The organism is Phenylobacterium sp. RIFCSPHIGHO2_01_FULL_69_31 (assembly GCF_001824475.1).
Lineage (GTDB): Bacteria > Pseudomonadota > Alphaproteobacteria > Caulobacterales > Caulobacteraceae > Phenylobacterium.
In genome coordinates, this window is record NZ_MHXN01000037.1 from 1 (window position 1) to 23,341 (window position 23,341).

The window sequence follows — 23,341 nt, forward strand, 5'->3', positions numbered from 1 at the left end:
ACCACCTGACCCATGCTCTCCTCCTCTTCAGCAGGAGCTATGCTCCCGCGGGTGGTGGAGAGCCGTCCACAGCATCAGTTGCGGACATGCGGGGCGTCCGCTGGTGTGCCGCGGCGACCTCCCGCCAGTCTCGCCGGGTGATCCTCCTCTCCCCCACGCGAAGCGAGAGGGGAGAGGGTAGGGAGAGGGGCGACGCAGGACGCGCCGTTTCCACTGTGGCCCAGCCATGGCCCATCGGCACGTGCGGCGGCGAGCATCCTTCCATGCGTCCTGGCTGGACCTGGAGCGGCGGCGGGAAGGTCCGCGCCGCCCCTCTCCCTACCCTCTCCCCTCTTTTCGCTTCGCTCGGGGGGCGAGGAGAAGGGGCATTCCACCCCTTCGATGACCTTGGGCGGTCCGCTCGTCGGTGTGGGCCAAGGTCGCATCATCTCGCCTATCGGCATCCATGAGTGCAGCCGCCTAGCCGCAGCGGACTTCCTTGATGAGGCCGGTCTGGGCGTCGAAGAAGAAGTTCAGCCGGTTGGGATTGAAGTCCATCGTCACCGGGCAGGTGGTGCAGGCGACGCGCTGCAGCTCGGGCTTCACCGGCACGGGGATCTCCGCGCGCGGCCGGCCCACCAGGTGCTGATGCTCGCCCGCGCGGCAGGCGTCGGCGACCGGCTGGGGCGCCGGGCTGGCGGGCGGCGGGCCTGACGCCGGGGGCGGCGGAGGCGGGGCCGGCGCGGGCGCCGTCGAGCAGGCCGCCAGGGCCAGGACAGCCGCAAGGGCGACCGCGTGCTTCATGCCTGTTTCTCCCAACCGCGGGCCTGTTGTTTCCAGTACGACACCGGGAAGCCCCGGGCCTTCACAGCGCTCCACTGGCGCCGCGCTTTCCGCAACTGGTCGTCGTCGTTGCCGTCGAAGAGGACCACGCAGCGCTTGTAGCCGTCCAGCTCGCCGGGCTCGGCCCCATCGATGAGGAACAGGGCGTCGGCCTGGTTCGGGTTCTCCTGGCTCGTGGTCAGGAGTATCGGCTGGCGCGCGGCGCCGGGCTCGTCCGAGGGGGCGTGCGGCAGGAAGCTCTCGTCCCGGTAGCTCCAAAGCCAGCCGTCCAGGTGGTCGATGCGCTCGGCCGCCGAGGAGCGGACGACGGCCTTCCAGCCCCGCTGCAGCGTCTTCTCGAGCAGTTCCGGCAAGGCCTGGTCCAGCCCGGTGCGCTCCAGGTGATAGAACCAGACCTCGCAGGCGGCCCTGTCGGAGCCTTCGCTGGCCACCTAGCCCTCGTACTTGTCCTGGACCATGCGGTTCAGCAGGCGCACGCCGAAGCCGGTGGCGCCGTCCGGGCTGGTGGGGATGGAGGACGGCTTCTTCCAGGCGGTGGAGGCGATGTCGAGGTGCGCCCAGGGCGTGCCGTTGACGTACTTCTGGAGGAACAGGGCCGCCGTGATCGAGCCGCCCGGCCGGCCGCCGGTGTTCTTCATGTCGGCGATCATGGAGTCGATCTGCTTGTTGTAGGCCTCGGGCAGCGGCATGCGCCACAGGCCCTCGTCCTCGGCCTTCGACGCGGCCAGCAGGCCCGCGGCCAGGTCCTCGTCGTTGGCGTAGCAGCCGGCCAGATCGTTGCCGATGGCGATGATGATGGCGCCCGTCAGGGTGGCGAGGTCGACCATGAACTTGGGCTTGAAGCGGTCCTGGCAGTACCAGAGGGCGTCGGCCAGCACGAGGCGGCCCTCGGCGTCGGTGTTCACCACCTCGATGGTCTGGCCCGACATGGAGGTCAGGACGTCGCCGGGCCGATAGCTGTTGCCGTCCGGCATGTTCTCCACGAGGCCCAGGATGCCCACGGCGTTCACCTTGGCCTTGCGGCCGGCCAGGACATGCATGACGCCGGCCACGGCGGCGGCGCCGCCCATGTCCCACTTCATGTCCTCCATGTTCTCGGCCGGCTTGATCGAGATGCCGCCGGTGTCGAAACAGACGCCCTTGCCGACGAAGGCGATGGGCTGGGCGGATTTGTCCGCGGCGCCGTTCCAGCGGATCACCGCCAGCTGGCTCTCGCGGATGCTGCCCTGCCCCACGGCCAGCAGCGCGCCCATGCCGAGGGCCTTCATCTCCACCTCGCCGAGGATCTCGACCTCCAGGCCCAGGGTCTCCAGCGCCTTCACGCGGGCGGCGAACTCGGCGGGGTAGAGGACGTTCGGCGGCTCGGAGACCAGGTCGCGGGTGAAGCTAATGGCGTCGGCCAGGGCGGCCAGGGGCGCGAAGGCGGCGAGCGCGGCGTCGGCGTCCGGGGTCGCCACCTCGGTCTTGACCACGGACGGCTTCTTCTCGGCCGGCTCCTTGGTGCGGTACTTGTCGAAGCGGTAGCTGGCGAGGCGGACGCCCAGGGCCGCGCGCGCGGCCAGGTCGGCGCCGGCCGCGCCCTCGATGCGCAGCAGCTCCAGCCCGGAGGCCTTCACCGCGTTGTAGCCGGTGGCGGCGGCGTGTTCGGCGCCCACCGCATCGAAGCCGTCCCGCTTGCCCGCGCCCACCAGCACCAGCCGCGCCGCGTCCAGGCCCTGGGGCGCCAGGATGTCGAGCGTCTGGCCTTTGCCGCCGGTGAAGCGGCTGGCCGCAACGGCCTGGCCGATCGCGCCCTCGTGGGTGTCGCCCTCAAAGACGATGCGAACCACGGCGGCCTTCGCGGGAACGCCCGCGCCGGGGGCGACGAATTGGATATCCATCGGTACTCTCTCTCAAGGCTCTCGCTGCGCGCCCACGGTCCAGTTGTGCGGGGCGGCGACGCATGGTTTAGAACAGGTCCGCCGCCGGGGCGCGTCTAATTCTCCGGACTACCCGCTTTTCGCAAGATGCGCCTGATAGACCGATATCTCCTTCGCCAGCTCCTGGGGCCGGTCGTCCTGGCGACGCTGGCGCTGACGGCGGTCGCGCTTCTGAGCCAGAGCCTGGCGGGCCTCGACCTGATCGTGAACCAGCGCCAGAGCGCGCTCGTGTTCCTGAAGGTGACGCTGCTGTACATGCCGCAGCTCATCAACCTGATCCTGCCCATCGCGGTGTTCGTGGCGGCGCTGGTGGCGCTGAACCGGCTGCATACCGAGCAGGAGATCGTGGTCTGTTTCGCCGGCGGCATGAGCCGGTGGCGGGTGATCTCGCCGGCCATTCGGCTGGCGTGCACCATCGCGTTCCTGGCCCTGCTGCTGAACATCTTCGTCCAGCCGCTGTCGTTCCGGACCCTGCGCCAGGAGCTGTTCCAGGTGCGCACGGACCTGGCCGCCACCCTGGTGCGCGAGGGGGAATTCACCGAGCCGGCGCCCGGACTGACCGTCTATGCCCAGAGCGTCGACGGCCAGGGGAACCTGCGCAACCTGTTCATCCACCAGATCAAGCCCGACGGCGCCACCACCACCTATACCGCCGAGCAGGGCCGCGTGGGGCGCGCCCAGGGCCGGCCGGCGCTGTTCATGAAGAACGGCTCGAACCAGGAGTTCTCAGGGCGCGGCGTCCTGAACTACCTGACCTTCGACGAGTACATCTTCGACCTGGAGCCGCTGGCGAACTCGGACGAGCTGATCCACTACAAGCCGTCGGACCGCTACCTCCATGAGCTGTTCTTCCCCGACCTGCAGCAGGACTGGGAGCGCCGTAACCGGCTGGAGCTCCTGGCCGAGGGCAACGCGCGCCTGGCCTCCCCGCTCTACAACATCGCCTTCATGGCCCTGGCGCTGGCGGCGATCATCGGCGGCGGCTTTTCGCGGTTCGGCTACGGCCGCCGGATCGCGGTGATCGGGGCGATCGCGGCCCTGGTGCGGCTGGCCGGGTTCCTGGTCCAGTCGGCCTGCGAGGACAACGCCTGGCTCAACATCGGCCAGTACGCCGTGCCCCTGCTCTGCGTCTGGGGGGCGATGGCGGCCATCTTCCGCCAGAAGGTCAGCCGGTACATCGACATCACCCGGCCCCGGGCCGACGTGCTGGCGGGAGCCCGGGCGTGACGGGCCTGGGCCGGATCGAGCGCTATGTGATCGGCTACGTCCTCCTGGGCGTGCTGACCTGGTTCAGCGTGATCACCGCGGTGGTCGTGCTGATCCAGTTCGTGGAGCTGACCGGCCAGGTGGGCACCCGCGCCGACGTGGGCGCCGACAGCATCCTGGGGCTGACCCTGCTGCGGGTGCCGTCGCTGATCCAGATCCTGCTGCCCTTCTGCTTCCTGTTCGGCGGGATCAGCGCCTTCGTGGGCCTGAACCGGCGCAGCGAACTGGTGGCCATGCGCGCCGCCGGCATCTCGGCCTGGCGGTTCATCCTGCCCTCGGCGGTGGCCGCGTTCGTGCTCGGCGTGATCGCGGTGGCGGGGATCAATCCGCTGGCCGCCAGCCTGAACGCCCGGTTCGAGGCCGAGCGCGCGCGGATGATGGAAGGCTACCTCGGCGACCAGCCGCAGGACATCTGGCTGCGCCAGGGCGACGACACCAGCCAGATCGTCATCCACGCCAAGGCCCGGGACATGCGCGGCGGGGCGGTGACCCTGCGCGGGGTCTCGCTGTTCATCTACGAGAAGAACGAGCGCGGCACGCCGGTCTTCCGCCGGCGGCTCGAGGCGGGCGAGGCCACCTTGATGCCGGGGTTCTGGCGGCTGAAGGACGTGCGCGAGGCGACGGCCGGCGATTCGTCGATCCGTTCGGACAGCCTCTCCATCCGGTCCACGCTGGATTCCGAGGCGGCCATGGAGCGGCTGGCCTCACCGGAGGCGGTGGCGTTCTGGCGCCTGCCCAAGGCGATCGAGCTCACCGAACAGGCCGGCTTCTCGGCCGCGGGCTATCGGCTGCGGCTGCACCAGCTCCTGGCCACGCCGCTGCTGTTCGCCGCCATGTCCATCCTGGCCGCGGCGTTCTCGCTGCGCCTGGCGCGGCTGGGCGGCCTTGCGGGCCTGGCGGGCGCGGGCGTGGCGCTGGGATTCGTGATGTTCTTCTTCAACCAGTTCGCCGGCGCCTTGGCCAAGGCCGACATCCTGCCGCTGTTCGCCGCCGCCTGGACGCCTGCGGTGGTCGCGCTGCTCGCTGGCGTGACCCTGCTTTGCTACACCGAAGACGGTTGAATCGTTTTGCCGCGAGTCTATGCATCGCAGGCCTGACACAATAGACGCCGCCGGGCGCTTCGCTTCGCGCCAGAGGGGATCGAGAGGGTTGATGAGTCCGCGCAGGCGTACGCCTCAAGCAGCAGGCAAGCGCGCCCTCCTGGCCGGCGCCGCGATCGCTGTCCTGTGGACCGCCACGGGCCATGCGCAGACGCCTGCGCCCACGCCGCCCAGCGCCGACGGGCTGCAGCAGGACGAGATGTACATGGAGGCCGACGAGGTCATCCGTGACGACGACGCGGGCGTGACCACCGCCAATGGCCATATCGAGGTCCGCTACAACGGCCGCACCCTTCGCGCCGACAAGCTGGTCTATGACGACAAGTCCGGCGTGATCCGCGCCATCGGCAACATCGCCATCGTCAACGAGGACGGCTCCTCGGAATACGCCACCGAGATGGTGCTGGACGAGGAGATGCGGGCCGGCGTCGCCCTGGGCTTCTCCGCGCGCCTCCAGGAGAACGTGAAGATCGCCGCGGCCAGCGCCGCCAAGCGCAACGAGAACATCGAAGAGCTCAACAAGGCGATCTACACCCCGTGCGAGATCTGCGCGAAGGACGGTTCGCCCAAGACCCCGACCTGGTCCATCGCGGCCGAGCGGGTGGTGCGGGATAAGAAGCGCCGGATCGTCTACTATCGGAACGCGCGCTTCCGGCTGTTCGGGGTCTCGGTCGCCTACCTGCCAGTGTTCTGGCACGCCGACCCGGCGGCGGACCGCACCTCCGGCTTCCTGGTGCCCAAGGGCTCGGTCTCGGACCGTCGCGGCCTGTCCTACGAGCAGCCCTACTATTGGGCCTTCTCCAAGTCGGCGGACCTGATCGTCAGCCCGCAAATCAACTCCAAGATCGCGCCGTTCCTCAACGGCGAGCTGCGCAAGCGCTTCTACTCCGGCGACGTCAACCTGCGCTTCGGCTACACCCACGCCCGCGACTTCGACGGCAAGGGCAACGAGATCGTCGGAACCAGCACCGACCGCAGCTACATCCTGGGCCGGGGCGCCTTCCAGATCGACGACAAGTGGCTGTGGGGCTTCACGGCCGAGCGCTCGTCGGACGACCTGATCTTCGACAAGTACGAGGTCGGCAAGGTCTACATCAGCCGCGGGCCCTATGTGGCCGACGACCGCCGGCTGATCTCGCAGCTCTATACGATCCGCCAGGACGAGCGGTCCTACTTCTCGGCGGCGGCCATGAGCATCCAGGGCCTGCGTCCCGGCGCCATCGATCCCGTGACCGGTTTCGCCTCGGGCGAGAACGACCGCGTCTTCCCGGTGATCGGCCCGCTGATCGAAGGCCACTACGAGCCGGCGCCGAAGATCCTGGGCGGTCGGCTTCGCGTCCACACCAGCGCCGTGGTGCTGAGCCGCGAGCAGTCCCAGACCGACCTGACCCAGCGCCTGCCGGGCCTGGACAGCGCGCGGGCGACGGGCGAGCTGGACTGGCGCCGCGCGTTCACCTCCTCGGGCGGCCTGCGCTTCGAGTCGTTCGTCAATGTGCGCGCCGACGCCTACCGGCTCGACGACATCCTGACCGGCGTCGGCTCGGCCACCCGCAGCGACGAGATGACCCGCGCCCTGGCCACGGCCGGCGTGGACGTGACCTATCCGTTCTTCAAGCGGACCAAGGACGCCACCATCGTGCTGGAGCCGGTGCTCCAGGTGGCCGCCTCGCCCAACGCCAAGCAGGTGGTCATCGGCCGCGACGCCACGACCGGCGAGAAGATCTACCTGAACGAGGACAGCGTCGCGTTCGAGTTCGACGAGACGACCCTGTTCCGGGCGAACAAGTTCCCGGGCTACGACCTGTACGAGGACGGCGTGCGCCTGAACATGGCCGCGCGCGCCACGGTGATGTGGGACGACGGCCGGCGCGCGAACTTCCTGGTGGGCCGCAGCTTCCGCACCGAACAGAACGCCGTCTTCACCGACCGATCGGGCCTGCGGACGAAGTCGTCCGACTGGATCGTGTCGGCCGATGCCCAGCCGGTCCGCGGCGTCTCGATGTTCGCCCGCGCGCGCCTCGACAGCGAGAACCTGGACATCCACCGCCTGGAAGCCGGCGCCAACGTCTACAACAAGTACGGCAACGGCTTCGTCCGCTATCTCACCGACGACTTCGACATCAACGGCACGAAGCGCGAGAACCTGGACCTGGGCGGGGAACTGTACGTCGGCAAGAACTACGGCGTCAGCTTCTACGGCAACCGCGACCTGGCGCAGGATTCCTGGGTCATCCGCGACGTCGGCGTGTTCTATCGGGACGACTGCCTGCGGGTGGATGTGATCTATCGCCGCGAGGACACGATCATCGGTCGTCTGCTACCCAGCGAGTCGGTCTCCGTTCGCCTAACGCTCGCCACATTGGGCGGCTCATTCAATGGCAGGTAGGATGGCGACGAACTTGCTGACTGCTCGCCACGCCACGAAGGAAGACTCTCGTCCATGATGCGTTATCTGACCGGTCCCACTGCGCGGAGCGCGGCGGTCGCCTGCGCGCTGGTCGCCGTGGCCGCCGCGCCCCATGCCGTGGCGCAGCAGCCGGGTAGCGAAGCGGTCGGCACGGCGCCGGCCGAGACCCCCGCCCCGGCCGCGCCCCGCGCGCCGGCCGGCCTCTCCGAGTCCGTCGCCGCGGTGGTGAACGACGACATCATCTCGACCTACGACCTGGCGCAGCGCATGCGCCTGCTGATCGCCACCTCCGGCGTGCAGCCGACGCAGGAGAACCTGCCCCAGTTCCAGCGCGAGGCCCTGGTCTCCCTGGTCGACGAGCACCTGCAGTTCCAGGAGCTGCGCCGCGTCGAGAAGGAACAGAAGATCGAGATCCTGGCGGACGACGCCGAGATCAACGAAGAGATCGCCGAGATGGCGCGCGGCAACAACATGGCGCCCGAGCAGTTCATGGCGTTCCTGGCCTCGCGCGGCATCGGCGTCGACACGCTGAAGCGCCAGCTCAACGCCCAGATCAGCTGGTCGCGCTGGATCCAGGGCCGCTATGGCTCGCGCCTGCGGGTCGGCGACGACCAGATCGCCGCCACCCAGGCCCTGCTGACCGCCCAGGCCGCCAAGCCGCAGTACAACATCGGCGAGGTGCTGATCGACGCGAACCGCGTCGGCGGCATGCCGCAGGCCATGGCCGGCGCCCAGCAGCTGGTCTCCCAGATGCAGCAGGGCGCCCCCTTCCCCGCCGTTGCGCGCCAGTTCTCGGCCCTGCCGACAGCGGCCAACGGCGGCGACGCCGGCTGGGTGAGCCCGGGCGAGATGCCGACCGAGGTCCAGGCGGTGCTGGAGCAGATGCGCCCCGGCCAGCTCAGCCAGCCGATCCCGGTGAAGGACGGCGTCTACATCCTCTACCTGCGCGACAAGCGCGCCGGCGGCAACGCAACCATGGTCAACCTCAAGCAGGTCGCCATCGGCCTGCCGCAGACGGCCTCGGCCGACGAAGAGGCCGCGGCCCGGGCCAAGCTCGCGGCGCTGAAGCCCCAGATCAAGGACTGCGCCGGCCTGGAAGCCGCTGCGGCCGGGGCGCAGGGCGTCGTGGCGGGCGACCTGGGCGAGGCGGAACTTGCGGACCTGGCGCCCGCCTTCCGCGACTCGGCCGAGAAGCTGCAGGTGAACGAGGTCTCCGACCCGATCCGGACCTCGGCCGGCCTGCACCTGATCGCCGTCTGCGGCCGCCGCACCGCCGGGGGCGCGCAGACCGACAAGGACCAGATCGAGCGGCGCCTCCGGGGCCAGCAGCTCAGCATGATCGCGCGGCGCTACATGCGCGACCTGCGCAACTCGGCCACCATCGAGACGAAGTGAGGACCGGCCCGCTCGCCCTGACCCTCGGCGACCCGGCCGGCATCGGCCCGGAGATCGTCGTCAAGGCGTGGCGGGCGCTGAAGGACCAGGGGCCCGCGTTCTTCGTGGTGGGGGATGCTCGGGCGGTGGCCTCCGCCCCGACGTCCACGGCGGGCCTCGTGCGGCCGATCTCGTCCCCGACCGAGGCCGAGGCGTTGTTCCCGACGGCGATCCCGGTTCTGGACCTGCCGCTTCGCGGGCCGGTGGTGGCCGGCCAGCCCTCCCCGGCCGCCGCGCCGGCGATCATCCAGTGGATCGAGACCGCGGCGGGCCTGGCGCTGTCGAAGACAGTGTCCGGCGTCGTCACCGCCCCGATCGCCAAGGCGCCGCTGTACGCCGCCGGCTTCAAGTTTCCGGGCCATACCGAGTTCCTGGGCGAGCTGACCGCCGCCGCGAGCTACGACGGCGCCCGCGGCCCGATCATGATGCTGACCGCCGCGGACCTGCGGGTGACGCTGGTGACGGTGCACGAGCCGCTGGCGCAGGTGTCCGGCAAGCTGGACATCCAGGCCGTGGTCAATGCGGGCCTGGTCACCGCCCAGGCGCTTCGCCGGGACTTCGGGATCGACCGGCCGCGCCTGGCCGTGGCGGGCCTCAACCCGCACGCGGGCGAGAGCGGCTCCATCGGGCGCGAGGAGGTCGAGATCGTCGAGCCGGCGATCCGGGCGCTGAAGGACCTCGGCGTCGATGCGCGCGGTCCCTACCCGTCCGACACCCTGTTCCCGGCGGAGGTGCGCGCCACGTACGACGCGGCGCTGTGCCTCTATCACGACCAGGCCCTGATCCCGATCAAGATGCTGGACTTCTGGGGCGGGGTGAACGTGACCCTGGGCCTGCCGATCGTGCGCACCTCGCCCGACCACGGCACCGCCTTCGACATCGCGGGCCGCGGGATCGCGCGCCCCGACAGCCTGATCGCCGCCATCCGGCTGGCCGACGAGATCGCGCGGCGACGCCCTTGAGCCTCGAAGATCTGCCCAGCCTGCGCGAGGCCCTGGAGGCGCATGGCCTGTGGGCCAAGAAGGCGTTCGGCCAGCACTTCCTGCTGGACCTCAACGTCACGCGCAAGATCGCCCGCCTGGCGCAGGTGGGCGAAGGCGATCATGTGATCGAGGTGGGGCCCGGCCCTGGCGGGCTGACGCGGGCGCTGCTGGAGACCCGCGCGCGGGTCACGGCTGTCGAGATGGACGAGCGGTTCCGCCCGCTGTTGCAGGAGGTGGCCGACGTCGCGCCGAACCTGGCGCTGGTGTTCGCCGACGCGCTGAAGGTCGACGAGGCGGCGATCGCCGCAGGACAGCCGGCGCACCTGGTGTCGAACCTCCCCTACAACGTCGGCACGCCGCTGCTGATCAAGTGGCTGACCGGGCCCTGGACGCCCAAGTCCCTGACCCTGATGTTCCAGCGCGAGGTGGCCGACCGGATCACCGACGGGCCGGGCGACGAGGCCTATGGCCGGCTGGCGGTGATCGTGCAGGCGACCTGCAAGGCCCGGCGGGTCCTGGACGCCCCGGCGCGGGCCTTCACCCCGCCGCCGAAGGTGGACTCCGCCGTCGTGCGCCTGGAGCCCCTGGCCGAGCGCCCCAGCCCGGAGCGCCTCGACGCCCTGCAGAAGGTGACGGCCGCCGCCTTCGGCCAGCGGCGCAAGATGCTGCGGTCCAGCCTGAAGGTCCTGGGCGGCGAGGAGCTGATCCTGGCCGCCGGGCTCGACCCGCAGGCGCGGGCTGAGGTGATACCGGTCGCGGGCTTCCTGGCCCTCGCCGACGCCTGGCTTGCCCGCCGCTAGCCGAGAGGCTCCAATGGGCGCGGAATCGTGTGGGGAGCCGGCATGCTGACGCTTCTGGGCGTGGCCACCGTGGTGGTCGGCTTCGCCGTGCGGCTGAATCCGCTCCTGGTGGTTACCATCGCCGCCTTCGTCACGGGACTGGCCGCGGGCCTGTCGCCGGTGGAGATGCTGGAGGCGTTCGGCAAGGCGTTCAACGAGAACCGGTTCGTGAGCGCCGCCTACCTGGTCCTGCCGGTCATCGGCGTGGTGGAACGGGCCGGCCTGCAGGAGCGCGCGAGGGCGCTCATCGCCCGGTTCAAGGGGGTCTCGGTCGGCCCCTTCCTCATCGGCTACCTGGCCTTCCGCCAGATCACCTCGGCGCTGGGGCTGACCTCCATCGCCGGCCATGCGCAGAGCATCCGGCCCATGGTCGCGCCGATGGCCGAGGGCGCGGTCGAGGCGCGCACCGGCGAGCTCAGCGACGAGACCCGCCAGGACACCCGCGCCATGGCCTCGGCTACCGACAACATCGGCCTTTTCTTCGGCGAGGACATCTTCATCGCCATCGGCTCGATCCTGCTGATGGTGGGCTTCCTGGCCGCCAGTGGCATCGTCATCGATCCGATCCATTTGTCGCTCTGGGCGATCCCCACGGCCATCGTCGCCTTCGTGCTGCACGCGGGCCGGCTGATCCTCTTCGACCGGCGGCTGCGGCGGAGGGCGGGCGCGTGATCAAGCTCTCTGCGGTCTATGTCCTCGCCGGCCTCGTCTTCGCCGCCTTCGCCGTCCTGAGCGCTCTCGACCGGAACAACCGCAAGCGGCTGGGCAATGCGGCGTTCTGGGGCCTGGTCGCGCTGAGCTTCCTGGCCGGCGACCACCTGGGCAACCTGGGCAACGGGATCCTGGTGCTGGGGCTGGCCGGCATCGCGGGGCTGGGGCTGCTGGGCCGCGGCGCGCCCGCCACGACGTCCGCGGAGGAACGGCGCGCGCTCGCCGAGCGGTTCGGCGAGAAGCTGTTCATCCCGGCGCTGACGCTTCCCGTCGTCGTGGCGTTCGGCGTCCTCGTGCTGAAGCCGGTGACGATCGGCGGAACGCCCCTGCTGGATCCCAAGCAGGCGACCCTGCTGTCCCTCGCCCTGGCCGCCGTGATCGCCGTGGGCGTCGGCCTGATCCTGCTGCGCCAGCCGCTGATCAGCCCGCTGCAGGAGGGCCGGCGGCTGATGGACACCGTGGGGTGGGCCGCCCTGTTGCCGCAGATGCTGGCGGCCCTGGGCGCCATCTTCGCCCTGGCTGGGGTCGGCGAGGTGATCGGGGAGCTGGTCACCACCTGGATCCCGATGGACGCGCGGCTGACGGCGGTGACGGTCTATTGCCTGGGCATGGCCGGCTTCACGATGATCATGGGCAACGCCTTTGCCGCCTTCCCGGTGATGACCGCGGGCATCGGCCTGCCGATCCTGATCCACAAGTTCGGGGGCGATCCGGCCGTGGTGGCGTCGATAGGCATGCTGTCGGGCTTCTGCGGGACGCTGATGACCCCGCTGGCCGCCAACTTCAACCTGGTGCCGGCGGCGCTGCTGGAGCTGCCCGACCGGCACGCTGTGATCAAGGCGCAGATCCCCACCGCCCTGCCCCTGCTGATCGCCAACACGGTGCTGATGTATGTCCTCGCCTTCCGCTGAACGGTTGACCCCGGCGCTGGCTTCGCAGTTCGCGCGGCTGGCGCTGAGCCACGTGGCCCGCGAGTACCCGAACAAGATGGACCACGTCCTGGCGGGTCCGCAGGACGTGCAGGGCCCGCGCGACCTGCACCCGATCTTCTTCGGCAGCTTCGACTGGCATTCCTGCGTCCACGGCTACTGGACCCTGGCGACCGTACTGCGGCTGCACCCGGACGTGCCGGAAGCCCCGGCGATCCGGGCGCTGTTCAACGAGGCCTTCACCGCCGAGAACGTCGCCGCCGAGACCGCCTATCTGGCCAGGCCGCTGTCCCGCGGCTTCGAGCGGCCCTACGGCTGGGGCTGGCTGCTGAAGCTGCAGGCCGAGTTGCTGGCGCATGACGCGCCGTGGGCCGCGACGCACCAACCCCTGGCCGACGCCTTCGCCCAGCGGTTCCGGGACTTCCTGCCCCTCGCCACCTACCCGATCCGGACGGGCGTCCACTCCTCGACCAGCTTCGCCATCGCGCTCGCCAGCGACTACGCCCGCGCCGTGGGGGACGAGGCGCTGCTGGCCCTATTCGCGGAGAAGATGCGCAGCTGGCACCTGGGCGACCGCGACGCCCAGGCGTGGGAGCCGTCGGGCGACGACTTCCTCTCGCCAACCCTGATGACCGCCGAATGCCTGCGCCGGCTGTTGCCTGCAGAGGCGTTCGCCGCGTGGTTCGCCGCCTACCTGCCCGCCGCCGACCGCGAGGCGCCCGCCAGCCTGTTCACGCCCGCGACACCCTCCGATCGCACGGACGGCAAGATCGCGCACCTGGACGGCCTCAATCTTTCCCGCGCCTGGTGCTGGCGGAACCTGGCCGCGGCGCTGCCGGCGGTCCATGTGGCCCGGCCCGCGATGGAGGCGGCGGCGGCGCGACACCTGGCCGCCAGCCTGCCCCACGTGGCTGGCGACTACATGGGCGAGCACTGGCTGGCCTCGTTCGCCCTCCTGGCCCTGACCGGAGACTGATCTAGGCGACCGGCTCCGGCGTCTTCTCCAGCACGAAGTCGTCGGGGTTCGGCGCCAGGGTGGCCCGCCAGTAGTCGATGAGGCCGAAGGGCCAGTTCTGGCTCACGCGGCCGAAGCTGTTCTTGTACCAGCTGGACACATGCGGCGAGCCCCAGGCCCAGCCGGCATTGGCCTCGTCCACCCGGCGGTTGAAGTCGTCGTGGACCGCCTTCTTCGGCTCCAGCGCCCGGGCCCCACTCTCGGCCAGCAGCTTCAGGCAGCCGACGATGTAGCGGACCGAGCACTCCGAGAAGAAGATGATCGAGCCGTTCACGACGATGTTCGTGTTGGGCCCATAGGTGATGAAGAAGTTCGGGAAGCCCGGCACGGTCATGCCCAGATAGGCCTTGGCGTCGCCGCCCCAGGTCTCGTGCAGGTCGCGACCGCCCCGGCCCTTCACCTTCAGGAACGACAGGAAGTTTGAGGCCTGGAAGCCGGTGCCGTAGATCAGGACGTCGAACTCGTGCTCCACGCCGTCGGCGGTGCGCACGCCCTTGGCGGTGATCTCGGTGACCTTGTCCGTGACGAGGCTGACGTTGTCGCGCTTCAGGGCCGCGATCCAGACGCCGTTGTCCAGCACCGCCCGCTTGCCGCCGATGGGGTACTGCGGGATCACCTTGTCGGCGAGGTCGGGGCGGTCGGCGATCTGCGCCTGGAGCGACAGGGTCGCCATCTCGCGCAGCATGGCGTTCTCCGGCCCCACCGCCGTGGCGGGCCCTGTCCAGGCCGGGTCGGACTTCACCATCGGCAGGAAGCCCTCGGTGGTCATCCAGAACAGGTAGAAGCGGTACCATTTGTCGAAGTAGGGCACGTGCTCCAGCACCCACTTCATGTTGTCCGGCACGTCGTCGTGATAGTGCGGCACGGGCAGGCCCCAGGGTGGCGTGCGCTGGAAGACGGTCAGGCTCGCTACCTCCGGCGCGATCTCCGGCACGAACTGGTAGGCCGAGGCGCCGGTGCCGATGACGCCCACGCGCTTACCCTTCAGGTCCACGTCATGCCGCCACTCGGCCGAGTGGAACGCCGGCCCCTCGAAGCTGCCCAGGCCCGGGATGTCCGGCATGCGGGGGCGGTTGAGCTGGCCCACGGCCGTGATCACCGCATTGGCTTCGACGATCTCCGTCCGGCCGTCCTTGCCATTCAGCGTCGCGCGCCAGACCGCGCGGCCGTCGTCCCAGGCCAGGCTCTCCACCAGCGTCTCGAACCGGATGTGCTTGCGCAGGTCGTACTTGGCGGCGATGCCGCGGAAGTATTCCAGCAGCACCGGCTGAGGCGAGAAGTGCTGCGGCCACAGGTGGTTGGGCTCGAAGGAATAGCTGTACATGTGGTTCGAGTTGTCGACCCGACAGCCGGGATAGGTGTTCTCGAACCAGGTGCCGCCCACGTCGGCGTTCTTGTCCACGATCTGGAACGGCACGCCCGCCTGGCTGAGGCGGATGCCGGCCAGCAGACCGGACATGCCGGCGCCGATGACGAGGACGTTGAGCTTGCGCGCGGCGGCCTTGAGCTGCGGTTGCTCGAACTGCGGGTCCTTGGTGCTGCGGCCGTCCAGGGTCAGCTCGTCGACCAGGAAGTCCACGTACTGCTCGGGGATCGGGGCGCCGGCCACGAAGTCCATCTGCCGACGCAGCGTCGCCGTGTCGGGATTGGCCATCTGCAGCGGCTTGCCGCCCAGATGGGTCCGGATCGCCTCTGCGACCGCCTTGCGGGCTTCGGCCTGCCGCTCCTCCGGGATACCGAGGTCCGCGCGGTCCATGGGGTTGTAGGTCGGCGCCCACTCAGGCCGCAGCCAGCCCGTGTCGCCAGTGATGTGCACCATTGCCGTGAGGAGCGCCGGCAGGTGCGCATCCTTCAGCATGTCCTCGAGGTTCGCGGGAACGCCGGCCATCTTGCTCCTGCCCTGTAACTTATCGTTGTTCTGATAGGCAGCATGACTCCCGCCGCCGGCCGGCGGAAGTCCTCACGTCACGTCAATGGCTTGCGTTCTGTGCGCTGCGGATACGGGCCATGACATCCGCGGGCAGGAGCATGCCCGAGGCCGCAAGGTTCTCGCGCAGGTGCTCCGGCCGCGTGGCGCCGAAGACGGCTGCGCTGACGCCAGGGTTCGCCAGCACATAGGCCAGGGCCGCCTGGGATCCTGACATGCCGGGCAGACGATGCAGGAAGCGGAAGCGCCGGCCGCGGGCGAGTTCGCCGCGATGCTTGGCCAGGGCGCGGGCGGCGTACCAGACGTCCTGGGGGCCCTTGAGCCGTGCCAGCAAGGGGCGGGTGTGTCCCATGGCCAGGGGCATGCCGGCCAGCACCCCCTTCCCCGCCGCGGCGGCGCGGGCAATCAGCGGTTCGCGCCCCGGCCGCAGGACGTTGTAGTCGACCATGATCACGTCGATGCCGGGCAGGCCGACGGCGTGGGCCATGACCGCGGGGTCGAAGCTGTTCAGGCCCACGGCCCGGACCAGCCCCCTGGCCCTCAGGCCGGCCAGGGTCTCCAGCATCTCGTCGTTCAGCTCGTGGATGGCGGGCCCGTGGAGCTGAAGCAGGCCGAGGGCCTCGAGGCCCAGGTTGCGGAGACTGCGTTCGGTGCTCGCGACGATGGCGGCGGGCGACATGTCGCGGCCGATGCGGCCGCCGCCGGCGTGGTAGGTGCCGGCCTTGGTGGCGATGACCAGGCGCCCGGCGTCGCGCCCCTTGAGCGCCCGCCCGAGGCGCGGCTCCGCCTCCCCCGCCGAATAGCTGGCGCCGGTGTCGAATAGGGTCACGCCCTGGTCGATGGCTTCGTGGACCAAGCCGATGGCCGTGCACTCCTCGAACCGCGGCTTGCCCCACCAGCTCGCACAGCCGAAGCCCAGTTCGGACACGGTAAGCCCCGTGGCGCCGAGGGGGCGGTAGCGCATCAGCGAAGCCCGTCGACGCCGGCGGTGATCGCCGGGGCCACGACCGTCGTCCAGGCCTCGGTCGACGGGATCACCACGTCGAAGTGGCTGGTGCCCGGGATGCCCACGGCCTCGGCGGGGTCGCCCGCCTCGCGCACCCGGTGGGCATAGTCGCGGCCGGTGGCCGGCGGCATGACGTGGTCGAGCTCGCCGGAAATCATCGTCACCCGCACGCCCGTCGGCAGCAGTTCGGCGGGCGAGGTGTCGGCATAGGCGTCGGGGCGTTCGGCCAGCCCGATCACCCGGGGAATCGGCTCGGGCCCGCAGGCGCCGGCGAAGATGTGCGCCTGACCCTTCAGGTCGCCGATGCCGCCCAGGCTGATGACGGCGGCGATCTTCAGCGGATCGGCGCGCCACAGCGGGCTCGTGCGCGGCAGCTTGGCCCGGGATGCGGCCCACAGCGCCAGGTGTCCGCCGGCGGAATGGCCCACGGCGATGACGCGGCCAAGATCCAGGCCGTGCTTCGGCGCCGCCGTGCGGAGGCCATCCACGGCGTCGGCCACGTCCAGGAAAGTCCCGGGATATCCTGCCCCCGCCTCGCCCAGCTTGCGGTACTCGACGTTCCAGACCGCATAGCCGCGACGCGCGAGGTCGGCGGCAAGGCCGCTGGTTTGCGGCAGCCCCTCGTACTCGGCCAGATAGCAGCCGCCGTGGATCAGCACGACGACGGGATGCGGGCCGCTTCCCTTGGGCAGGAACAGCTCCGCCACCTGCGCCGGCTCGGCGCCGTAGGCGATCCGGACGTCCGCCGCGATGCGCGGCTGGGCCATGTAGTCCTGGACGGTGGCGGGCTCAGCCATGGCGGCGCTGGCGAGCGAGGTGGCGATCAGGCCCAGCAGCCATGGCTTCATGTCCCTTCGCCCTTCTTCGCTGAAGCTCCGAAGGGCATCCTGCCTCGCCCCCTCTGTCGGCCCCAGTCCTGCGACGCCCGGAGGGCGAAGCAGGATGGTGGGCGGCGAGGGATTCGAACCCCCGACCCCCTCGGTGTAAACGAGGTGCTCTAACCAGCTGAGCTAGCCGCCCGCAGAGCGCCTTCTAAGCCAAGTTGCGCGGTCAAGCCTAGACCGCCTGTCCGCGCGCTTCGCTGGTGTTCTCGTGGCTGAGCCACTTGGCGAAGAAGCGGCCGACGATCAGGAACACGACGCCCGCCCCCATCGCGATGGCGGCGTGCAGCAGCCAGAACTGGCTGGCGGGCATCTTTTCCAGCAGCGTCCCCAGGATGCCCACCGTCTGGTTCCCCGCGAAGAGGTGCAGGTAGTAGATCCCGATAATCGTGCCTCCCACCGCCGCCGGCGCCGCACGGGCGTAGAGCGCCAGGGAGACCGGCAGCATGTTCGCGAAGGCGATGCTGTTCAGGAGGTGGAAGAGCACGCACCACCAGATGCTGACCTGCGTTCCCGTGCGTTCCGCGATCATGGCGCCGGCCGCCAGGCACAGCACGCCGGTGACCGAGACGAAGGCGCCGATGGTCAGCTTGCCGATCTCGTCCGGCTCCTTGAACCGCTTGGCCCACAGCCGCCAGAACACGACCATGCCCGCGAGGAACGAGACCGAGGCCACGCTGTCCAGGGTGATGAGCCAGGTGGTCGGGACCTTCTCGCCGCCGAAGGTCAGGTCGACGCTTCGGTCGGCCCAGACGAGGTATGCGTTGAAGATCTGCTGGTTGCAGAGCACCGAGGCGGAGAGCACCGGGAGCAGCAGGATGAGTAGCAGGATCGTGCGGCCCTCCCCTGGCTGCAGCTTGGGCCGCGCCGTCTTGTGGCCACGGCGGAGCGGCGGATCGGGCGGCAGGTGCCGGCGGCCCGCCAGGTAGATGACCAGGGCCACCAGCATCCCGACGCCCGCCACGCCGAAGCCGTAGTGCCAGCCAACCGTCTCGCCCAGGGTGCCCGCGATCAGGGGCGCGGCGATCACCCCGGCGTTGATCCCCAGGTAGAAGATCTGGAACGCGTCGGCCCGACGAAGATCCCCCTCGCCGTAGAGCGCGCCCACCTGGCCGGCGATATTGCCCTTGAAGCAGCCGGTGCCCAGCACCAGGCACAGGAGCGCCAGCAGGAACGAGGCGTCGAAGGCCATCAGGAAATGGCCCGTCGCCATCAGCAGGCCGCCCAGCACGATCGTCCGCGTCTTGCCGAGGAGCTGGTCGGCCAGGATCCCGCCCAGGATGGGGGTCAGGTAAACGAGGCTGGTGTAGAGCCCGAAGATTGCCGAGGCGATGGCCTGGGTGGACGCGCCAGGCTGATAGACCGCCTGGATGATCCGCTCGAAGGTCTCGAAGCCGGCGATCTGCTCCACATGGGGCGTCAGCAGCAGCGTCTTGGTCATGTAGAGGACCAGCAGCGACTGCATGCCGTAGTAGGAGAACCGCTCCCAGGCCTCGGTGAAGGCGAGATAGCCCAGCGCCTTCGGATGGCCCAGGAAGGCCGTATCGCCGCGATCGGCGGTCGTGCTCGTCATCGGATTCTCCAAACCCGCCGGAACTTAGAAGGAAAAACCCGGCTTGAGGAAGGCCGCGGCAAGCAACGACCCGCCGATGAGGGCGAAGACCACCGCAGCGGCGATCCGGACATAGCGCAGCGGCACGATCCGTGTCGCCCCCTCGCCCAGGAACACGGCGGGCACATTGGCGATCATCATGCCGAGGGTGGTGCCTGCGGCGACGATGGCGATGTCCTGGAACCGTGCGGCCAGCAGGGTGGTGGCGATCTGGGTCTTGTCGCCGATCTCCACAAGGAAGAAGGCCACCAGGGTGGTGAGGAAGACGCCGCCCGCGGTCCGGCTGCCGGCCTCCTCGTCGTCCTTGTCCGGGATGAGCGCCCAGGCCGCCATGGCCAGGAAGCCGACCGCCACCAGGATCTGGAACGCTGGGCCCGACAGGTACTTGGCGACCACGAAGCCGAGGGTCGCCGCCAGGCCATGGTTGAGCAGGGTCGCCACCAGGATGCCGAGGATGATCGGCGCCGGCCGGCGGAACCGGGCCGCCAGCACGATGGCCAGCAACTGAGTCTTGTCGCCGATTTCGGCCACGGCCACGAGGCCGGTGGAGATGAAGAAAGCTTCGAGCAAGGAGCACACACCAGGGACGCGGCGTTCGACACGACGACGCAAAACCTCCGCCGCGCCCGTGGGCTATGGAGGCCGCATCGCCGGTCTCGCCAATCCGGACCTGAAGGTCCGCCGCACGCGCCATGGTCCGAGACGGACCAAGTCTGTTGACGCGGGCTCCGCTGTGGTGCGGACGGCTACTCCCCGAAGATGCTCGCCTCCTACCCTAGGGCCGGGGCCCGCGCCAAACGAAAAGAGCGGCCGCGACAGGCGGCCGCCCCTTTCAAATCCCCCTTCGGATCAGCTGTTGAGCGTGCTCTTCAGCGAATCGCCGACGCGAAACCGGCAGGTCTGCGAGGCCGGACGCTTCACCTTTTCACCCGTGCGCGGGTTGCGCGCCACGCCGGCGGCGCGCTTCACGGGCACGAAACTGCCAAAGCCAACCAGACGGACCTCATTGCCCGCCTTCAGCGAGGTCGAGACGGACTCCATGAAGGCGTCGAGGGCCTCTTTGGCCTGCGCCTTGTTCAAGCCCGCCTTGTCGGCGATCGCCGAGACGAGTTCGGCCTTCGTCATATGTGTTTTCTCCCAGCCCAATTTCTTCTTTGGCGCGGCAGGTCTTGGGCCTCGCCCGCCTACGCCTTGTTCGAATTCACGCATGGGAAAGCGTGGCCGTCAAACGGCAGCGGCGCGGGAATCCCTTCCCGCGCCGCGCTTGTCACAGAATTTGATCGCGGGCCGGCCGGGACCGGCCGCGATACCGCTGTTTCTAACTAGTGGAGGCCGACCTGGTCGCCGGCGTCATCGCCGTCGACCGCCACCGCCACCGGCGTGGGCTCGGTCCACTCGATCGCCACCGGCTGACGGACCAGGGCCTTGGCCAGGACCTCGTCCATGGTGGTGACCGGGATGATCTCCACCGCCGACTTCACGTTCTCCGGGATGTCGGCCAGGTCCTTCTCGTTCTCCTGCGGGATCAGCACGGTCTTGACGCCGGAGCGCATGGCCGCGAGCAGCTTCTCCTTCAGGCCGCCGATGGCGGTCACCCGGCCCCGTAGCGTGACTTCGCCGGTCATGGCGATGTCGGCCCGGATCGGGATGCCCGTCAGGACGGAGACGATGGCGGTGGCCATGGCCGCGCCGGCGGACGGTCCGTCCTTGGGCGTGGCGCCGTCCGGCACGTGGATGTGGACGTCGGTCCGCTCGAAGGACGGCGGCTCGATGCCGAACTTCGTGGCCCGGCTGCGGACATAGCTGTTCGCCGCCGCGATCGACTCCTTCATCACGTCCTTCAGGTTGCCCGTGATGGACATGCGGCCCTTGCCCGGCATCTTGACCGCCTCGATGGTCAGGATGTCGCCGCCGAAGTCGGTGTAGGCGAGGCCCGTGATGATGCCGACCGCGTCCTCCGCGTCCGTCTCGCCATAGCGGTACTTCTTGACGCCCGCGTACTTGGCCAGCCGCTCCGCATCGACGGTGATCGACTTCAGGCCCTCGCGGCCCAGGTCGCGCACCGTCTTCCGCGCCAGGTTGCCCAGCTCGCGCTCCAGGCTCCGGACGCCGGCTTCGCGGGTGTAGTAGCGGATGAGATCGCGGATGGTCTCTTCCGGCACCACGAACTCTTCCGGCTTCAGGCCGTGGTCCTTGGTCAGCTTGGGCAGCACGTGCCGCTTGGCGATCTCGACCTTCTCGTCCTCGGTGTAGCCGGGGATGCGGATGATCTCCATGCGGTCCAGCAGGGGCTGCGGCATGTTGAGCGAGTTGGCCGTGGTGACGAACATCACCGGCGACAGGTCATAGTCCACCTCCAGGTAGTGATCGGCGAAGGTGGAGTTCTGCGACGGGTCCAGCACCTCCAGCAGGGCCGAGGACGGGTCGCCCCGATAGTCGGAGCCCATCTTGTCGATCTCGTCCAACAGGAAGAAGGCGTTGGTGGTCTTGGCCTTCTTCATCGACTGGATGACCTTGCCGGGCATCGAGCCGATGTAGGTCCGCCGGTGACCACGGATCTCCGCCTCGTCGCGCACGCCGCCCAGGGAGACCCGGACGAATTCGCGGCTAGTGGCCTTGGCGATCGACTTGCCCAGCGAGGTCTTGCCGACGCCCGGGGGGCCGACCAGGCACAGGATCGGGCCCTTCAGGGTGCCCACGCGGCTCTGCACCGCCAGGTACTCCAGGATCCGCTCCTTGACCTTGTCGAGGCCGTAGTGGTCCTCGTTCAGGATGTCCTCGGCCTTCTGCAGGTCGATGGGCCTCTGCTTGGCCTTGCCCCACGGGATCGACAGCAGCCAGTCCAGGTAGTTCCGGACGACGGTGCTTTCGGCCGACATCGGGCTCATGTTGCGCAGCTTCTTCAGCTCCGCCTCGGCCTTGGTGCGGGCTTCCTTGGAAAGCTTGGTCTTCTTGATCTTCTTCTCGAGCTCGATCAGCTCGTCGCGGTGATCGTCCTGTTCGCCCAGCTCGCGCTGGATCGCCTTCATCTGCTCGTTGAGGTAGTACTCGCGCTGGGTCTTCTCCATCTGCCGCTTCACGCGGTTCCGGATCTTCTTCTCGGTCTGCATGACCGAGATCTCGCCCTCCATCAGGGCGTAGACCTTCTCCAGGCGCTTCACGACGTTGAAGACTTCCAGAAGCTGCTGCTTCTCGGCGATCTTCACGCTGAGGTGGCCCGCGATGCGGTCCGCCAGCTCGGACGGATTGTCGATCTGCGGGATCGCGGCCAGCGCCTCGGGCGGCACCTTCTTGTTCAGCTTAACGTAGTTCTCGAACTGCTCGATGACCGCGCGGCTCAGGGCCTCGGCCTCGGGCGAACCGGCGCCGTCCTCCTGGACCATGGCGATCTCGGCTTCGTAGTAGTCGCCCGAGCCGGTGAACCGGGTCACGCCCGCCCGCGCCTTGCCCTCGACCAGCACCTTCACGGTGCCGTCGGGCAGCTTCAGCAGCTGGAGGATCGTGGCGACCACGCCGACGTCGTAGATGGCGTTGGGCGACGGATCGTCGTCGTCCTTGTCCTTCTGGGTGGCCAGAAGGATCTGCTTGCCCTCGGCGCGCATCGCTTCTTCGAGCGCGCGCACGGACTTCTCCCGGCCGACAAACAGCGGAACCGGCTGGTGGGGGAAGACCACGATGTCCCGCAAGGGCAGGATCGGCAGGATTTTGGTCTCTGACATGATGCTCTAACTCCTGGCGGGCCCGTTTTGTCTCAGACCTCGCCGATCGGATCGCGGTCACTCAAACGATGCGCTTGAGTCGGACGACCCGTCCGCCGCTGGGGGGCGGCTGTTCGATGTTTTATGTGGACGGTTTCCAACGCCTTTCAAGCGGAGGAACAACCGTGCGCGACACTGCGTCCCATCGCCCCAGTAAGGTCAGCCTTGAGCGGGAAGACGCCGGGCGACGCGCATGGTCATGCCCCGAACACGACTGGTCAGATAGGGTTTCCGCCCGTTCGTCTCAAGAGTGTCGTGACGGCGGCCCGCGGTCCCTTAAAGGCTTCCCAGGTGCATGAAGGCCCCTGAGACCAGCCGCCGCCCTTCGAAGATCACGCCGTCCTCGGGGTCGGGCTGCACGCGCGGGTCGGCCAGCACCTTGGCCAAGCCCTCGTCCCGGGCCTGCTTGTCGGGCCACTCGGTCCACGACAGGATCACCGTCTCGCCGTCCTGGGCGCCGGCGGCCGCTGCGAAATCGCGCAGGTCGTCGCCCAGGGCCGCCCGGGCCTCCTCGGCGTGGAACGAGGCCCCGTCGCCGCCCTGGTCGTCGAGCAGGATGTCGACGATCTTGAGGGCGCCATACTCGCGATAGACGGCCCCGATCCGCCGCGAGACGTCGCGATAGGCGTCCAGCTTCGCCGGCGAGATCGGGATCAGGTAGGCGTCGTAGTAGGGCATGGCGCATCCATGGCGGCGTGGGGCCAGCCTAGCGAGGCGCGGGGCTCCGGCCCA

General features: G+C 69.3%; 20 protein-coding genes, 1 tRNA gene and 1 riboswitch. Of the genes, 9 read left to right on the top strand and 12 right to left on the bottom strand.

Annotated elements, in window-relative coordinates; all coding sequences use genetic code 11:
* Positions 1–459: 459 nt before the first annotated feature.
* From A2790_RS19520 to A2790_RS19530, 3 genes are read right to left on the bottom strand one after another with little or no spacing between them, the layout of a single operon-like run.
* Positions 460–783, bottom strand: coding sequence for a peptidase inhibitor I78 (locus tag A2790_RS19520; protein ID WP_293395229.1), 324 nt, complete (start codon positions 781–783; stop codon positions 460–462).
* A complete protein-coding gene (locus A2790_RS19525; protein ID WP_293395232.1) occupies positions 780–1,253 on the bottom strand; it encodes a DNA polymerase III subunit chi in 474 nt (157 codons plus the stop codon). The genes A2790_RS19520 and A2790_RS19525 overlap by 4 nt, the downstream gene beginning before the upstream one ends.
* On the bottom strand, positions 1,254–2,702 hold the full coding sequence (locus tag A2790_RS19530; protein ID WP_293395235.1) for a leucyl aminopeptidase: 1,449 nt from the start codon (positions 2,700–2,702) through the stop codon (positions 1,254–1,256).
* Positions 2,703–2,828: 126 nt separating this feature from the next.
* Between A2790_RS19530 and lptF the strand changes: the two genes are divergently transcribed.
* The 9 genes from lptF to A2790_RS19575 all read left to right on the top strand — a co-directional run bounded on the left by lptF (position 2,829) and on the right by A2790_RS19575 (position 13,386).
* A complete protein-coding gene (lptF, locus tag A2790_RS19535; protein ID WP_293395237.1) occupies positions 2,829–3,968 on the top strand; it encodes an LPS export ABC transporter permease LptF in 1,140 nt (379 codons plus the stop codon).
* Positions 3,965–5,068 (top strand): LptF/LptG family permease, encoded by a 1,104-nt coding sequence (locus A2790_RS19540; RefSeq protein WP_293395240.1) that lies wholly within the window; start codon positions 3,965–3,967, stop codon positions 5,066–5,068. The genes lptF and A2790_RS19540 overlap by 4 nt, the downstream gene beginning before the upstream one ends.
* A 91-nt stretch (positions 5,069–5,159) precedes the next feature.
* On the top strand, positions 5,160–7,493 hold the full coding sequence (locus A2790_RS19545; RefSeq protein WP_293395243.1) for an LPS-assembly protein LptD: 2,334 nt from the start codon (positions 5,160–5,162) through the stop codon (positions 7,491–7,493).
* Between the two features lie 54 nt (positions 7,494–7,547).
* A complete protein-coding gene (locus tag A2790_RS19550) occupies positions 7,548–8,909 on the top strand; it encodes a peptidylprolyl isomerase (protein ID WP_293395246.1) in 1,362 nt (453 codons plus the stop codon).
* Positions 8,906–9,910, top strand: coding sequence for a 4-hydroxythreonine-4-phosphate dehydrogenase PdxA (gene pdxA, locus A2790_RS19555; protein WP_293395249.1), 1,005 nt, complete (start codon positions 8,906–8,908; stop codon positions 9,908–9,910). Before A2790_RS19550 ends, pdxA begins: the two co-directional genes overlap by 4 nt.
* Complete coding sequence (gene rsmA / locus A2790_RS19560; RefSeq protein WP_293395252.1) at positions 9,907–10,731, top strand: 16S rRNA (adenine(1518)-N(6)/adenine(1519)-N(6))-dimethyltransferase RsmA; 825 nt, start codon at positions 9,907–9,909, stop codon at positions 10,729–10,731. The genes pdxA and rsmA overlap by 4 nt, the downstream gene beginning before the upstream one ends.
* 42 nt (positions 10,732–10,773) lie before the next feature.
* Positions 10,774–11,442, top strand: coding sequence for a DUF969 domain-containing protein (locus A2790_RS19565; RefSeq protein WP_293395255.1), 669 nt, complete (start codon positions 10,774–10,776; stop codon positions 11,440–11,442).
* Positions 11,439–12,392 (top strand): DUF979 domain-containing protein, encoded by a 954-nt coding sequence (locus A2790_RS19570; protein ID WP_293395258.1) that lies wholly within the window; start codon positions 11,439–11,441, stop codon positions 12,390–12,392. The genes A2790_RS19565 and A2790_RS19570 overlap by 4 nt, the downstream gene beginning before the upstream one ends.
* A complete protein-coding gene (locus tag A2790_RS19575) occupies positions 12,373–13,386 on the top strand; it encodes a DUF2891 domain-containing protein (protein ID WP_293395261.1) in 1,014 nt (337 codons plus the stop codon). The genes A2790_RS19570 and A2790_RS19575 overlap by 20 nt, the downstream gene beginning before the upstream one ends.
* 1 nt (position 13,387) lies before the next feature.
* Here the strand turns inward: A2790_RS19575 and A2790_RS19580 are convergent, their stop codons facing one another.
* The 9 genes from A2790_RS19580 to A2790_RS19620 all read right to left on the bottom strand — a co-directional run bounded on the left by A2790_RS19580 (position 13,388) and on the right by A2790_RS19620 (position 23,287).
* Positions 13,388–15,313, bottom strand: a complete 1,926-nt coding sequence (locus tag A2790_RS19580) for an NAD(P)/FAD-dependent oxidoreductase (protein ID WP_293395264.1) — start codon at positions 15,311–15,313, stop codon at positions 13,388–13,390.
* Positions 15,314–15,395: 82 nt separating this feature from the next.
* Entirely contained in the window at positions 15,396–16,316 is a 921-nt protein-coding gene (locus tag A2790_RS19585; protein ID WP_293395267.1) for an aldo/keto reductase, read from the bottom strand.
* Positions 16,316–17,206, bottom strand: coding sequence for an alpha/beta hydrolase (locus tag A2790_RS19590; RefSeq protein ID WP_293395270.1), 891 nt, complete (start codon positions 17,204–17,206; stop codon positions 16,316–16,318). The genes A2790_RS19585 and A2790_RS19590 overlap by 1 nt, the downstream gene beginning before the upstream one ends.
* A gap of 95 nt (positions 17,207–17,301) precedes the next feature.
* Positions 17,302–17,378: transfer RNA gene (locus A2790_RS19595), tRNA-Val, on the bottom strand.
* Positions 17,379–17,414: 36 nt separating this feature from the next.
* Positions 17,415–18,812 carry a peptide MFS transporter gene (locus A2790_RS19600; protein ID WP_293395273.1) on the bottom strand — a complete coding sequence of 466 codons (1,398 nt, stop codon included), beginning with the start codon at positions 18,810–18,812 and terminating at the stop codon, positions 17,415–17,417.
* A 24-nt stretch (positions 18,813–18,836) separates the two neighbouring features.
* Positions 18,837–19,421 (bottom strand): TMEM165/GDT1 family protein, encoded by a 585-nt coding sequence (locus A2790_RS19605; RefSeq protein ID WP_293395276.1) that lies wholly within the window; start codon positions 19,419–19,421, stop codon positions 18,837–18,839.
* A 15-nt stretch (positions 19,422–19,436) separates the two neighbouring features.
* A riboswitch (yybP-ykoY riboswitch) is annotated at positions 19,437–19,618 on the bottom strand.
* A gap of 82 nt (positions 19,619–19,700) precedes the next feature.
* Positions 19,701–19,976 (bottom strand): HU family DNA-binding protein, encoded by a 276-nt coding sequence (locus tag A2790_RS19610; RefSeq protein ID WP_293395279.1) that lies wholly within the window; start codon positions 19,974–19,976, stop codon positions 19,701–19,703.
* Between the two features lie 197 nt (positions 19,977–20,173).
* Entirely contained in the window at positions 20,174–22,570 is a 2,397-nt protein-coding gene (gene lon / locus A2790_RS19615; RefSeq protein WP_293395282.1) for an endopeptidase La, read from the bottom strand.
* Positions 22,571–22,885: 315 nt separating this feature from the next.
* A complete protein-coding gene (locus A2790_RS19620) occupies positions 22,886–23,287 on the bottom strand; it encodes a DUF1428 domain-containing protein (RefSeq protein WP_293395285.1) in 402 nt (133 codons plus the stop codon).
* Positions 23,288–23,341: the final 54 nt, after the last annotated feature.

What these genes read in the sequence shown, in the direction of transcription:
- A2790_RS19565 (WP_293395255.1), top strand. Translation starts at nt 10,774, where the DNA reads ATGCTGACGCTTCTGGGCGTGGCCACCGTGGTGGTCGGCTTCGCCGTG.
- A2790_RS19530 (WP_293395235.1), bottom strand. Translation starts at nt 2,702, where the DNA reads ATGGATATCCAATTCGTCGCCCCCGGCGCGGGCGTTCCCGCGAAGGCC.
- A2790_RS19590 (WP_293395270.1), bottom strand. Translation starts at nt 17,206, where the DNA reads ATGAAGCCATGGCTGCTGGGCCTGATCGCCACCTCGCTCGCCAGCGCC.
- A2790_RS19575 (WP_293395261.1), top strand. Translation starts at nt 12,373, where the DNA reads ATGTCCTCGCCTTCCGCTGAACGGTTGACCCCGGCGCTGGCTTCGCAG.
- A2790_RS19550 (WP_293395246.1), top strand. Translation starts at nt 7,548, where the DNA reads ATGATGCGTTATCTGACCGGTCCCACTGCGCGGAGCGCGGCGGTCGCC.
- A2790_RS19600 (WP_293395273.1), bottom strand. Translation starts at nt 18,812, where the DNA reads ATGACGAGCACGACCGCCGATCGCGGCGATACGGCCTTCCTGGGCCAT.
- A2790_RS19545 (WP_293395243.1), top strand. Translation starts at nt 5,160, where the DNA reads ATGAGTCCGCGCAGGCGTACGCCTCAAGCAGCAGGCAAGCGCGCCCTC.
- A2790_RS19580 (WP_293395264.1), bottom strand. Translation starts at nt 15,313, where the DNA reads ATGGCCGGCGTTCCCGCGAACCTCGAGGACATGCTGAAGGATGCGCAC.
- A2790_RS19610 (WP_293395279.1), bottom strand. Translation starts at nt 19,976, where the DNA reads ATGACGAAGGCCGAACTCGTCTCGGCGATCGCCGACAAGGCGGGCTTG.
- A2790_RS19620 (WP_293395285.1), bottom strand. Translation starts at nt 23,287, where the DNA reads ATGCCCTACTACGACGCCTACCTGATCCCGATCTCGCCGGCGAAGCTG.
- lon (WP_293395282.1), bottom strand. Translation starts at nt 22,570, where the DNA reads ATGTCAGAGACCAAAATCCTGCCGATCCTGCCCTTGCGGGACATCGTG.
- lptF (WP_293395237.1), top strand. Translation starts at nt 2,829, where the DNA reads ATGCGCCTGATAGACCGATATCTCCTTCGCCAGCTCCTGGGGCCGGTC.
- A2790_RS19520 (WP_293395229.1), bottom strand. Translation starts at nt 783, where the DNA reads ATGAAGCACGCGGTCGCCCTTGCGGCTGTCCTGGCCCTGGCGGCCTGC.
- A2790_RS19585 (WP_293395267.1), bottom strand. Translation starts at nt 16,316, where the DNA reads ATGCGCTACCGCCCCCTCGGCGCCACGGGGCTTACCGTGTCCGAACTG.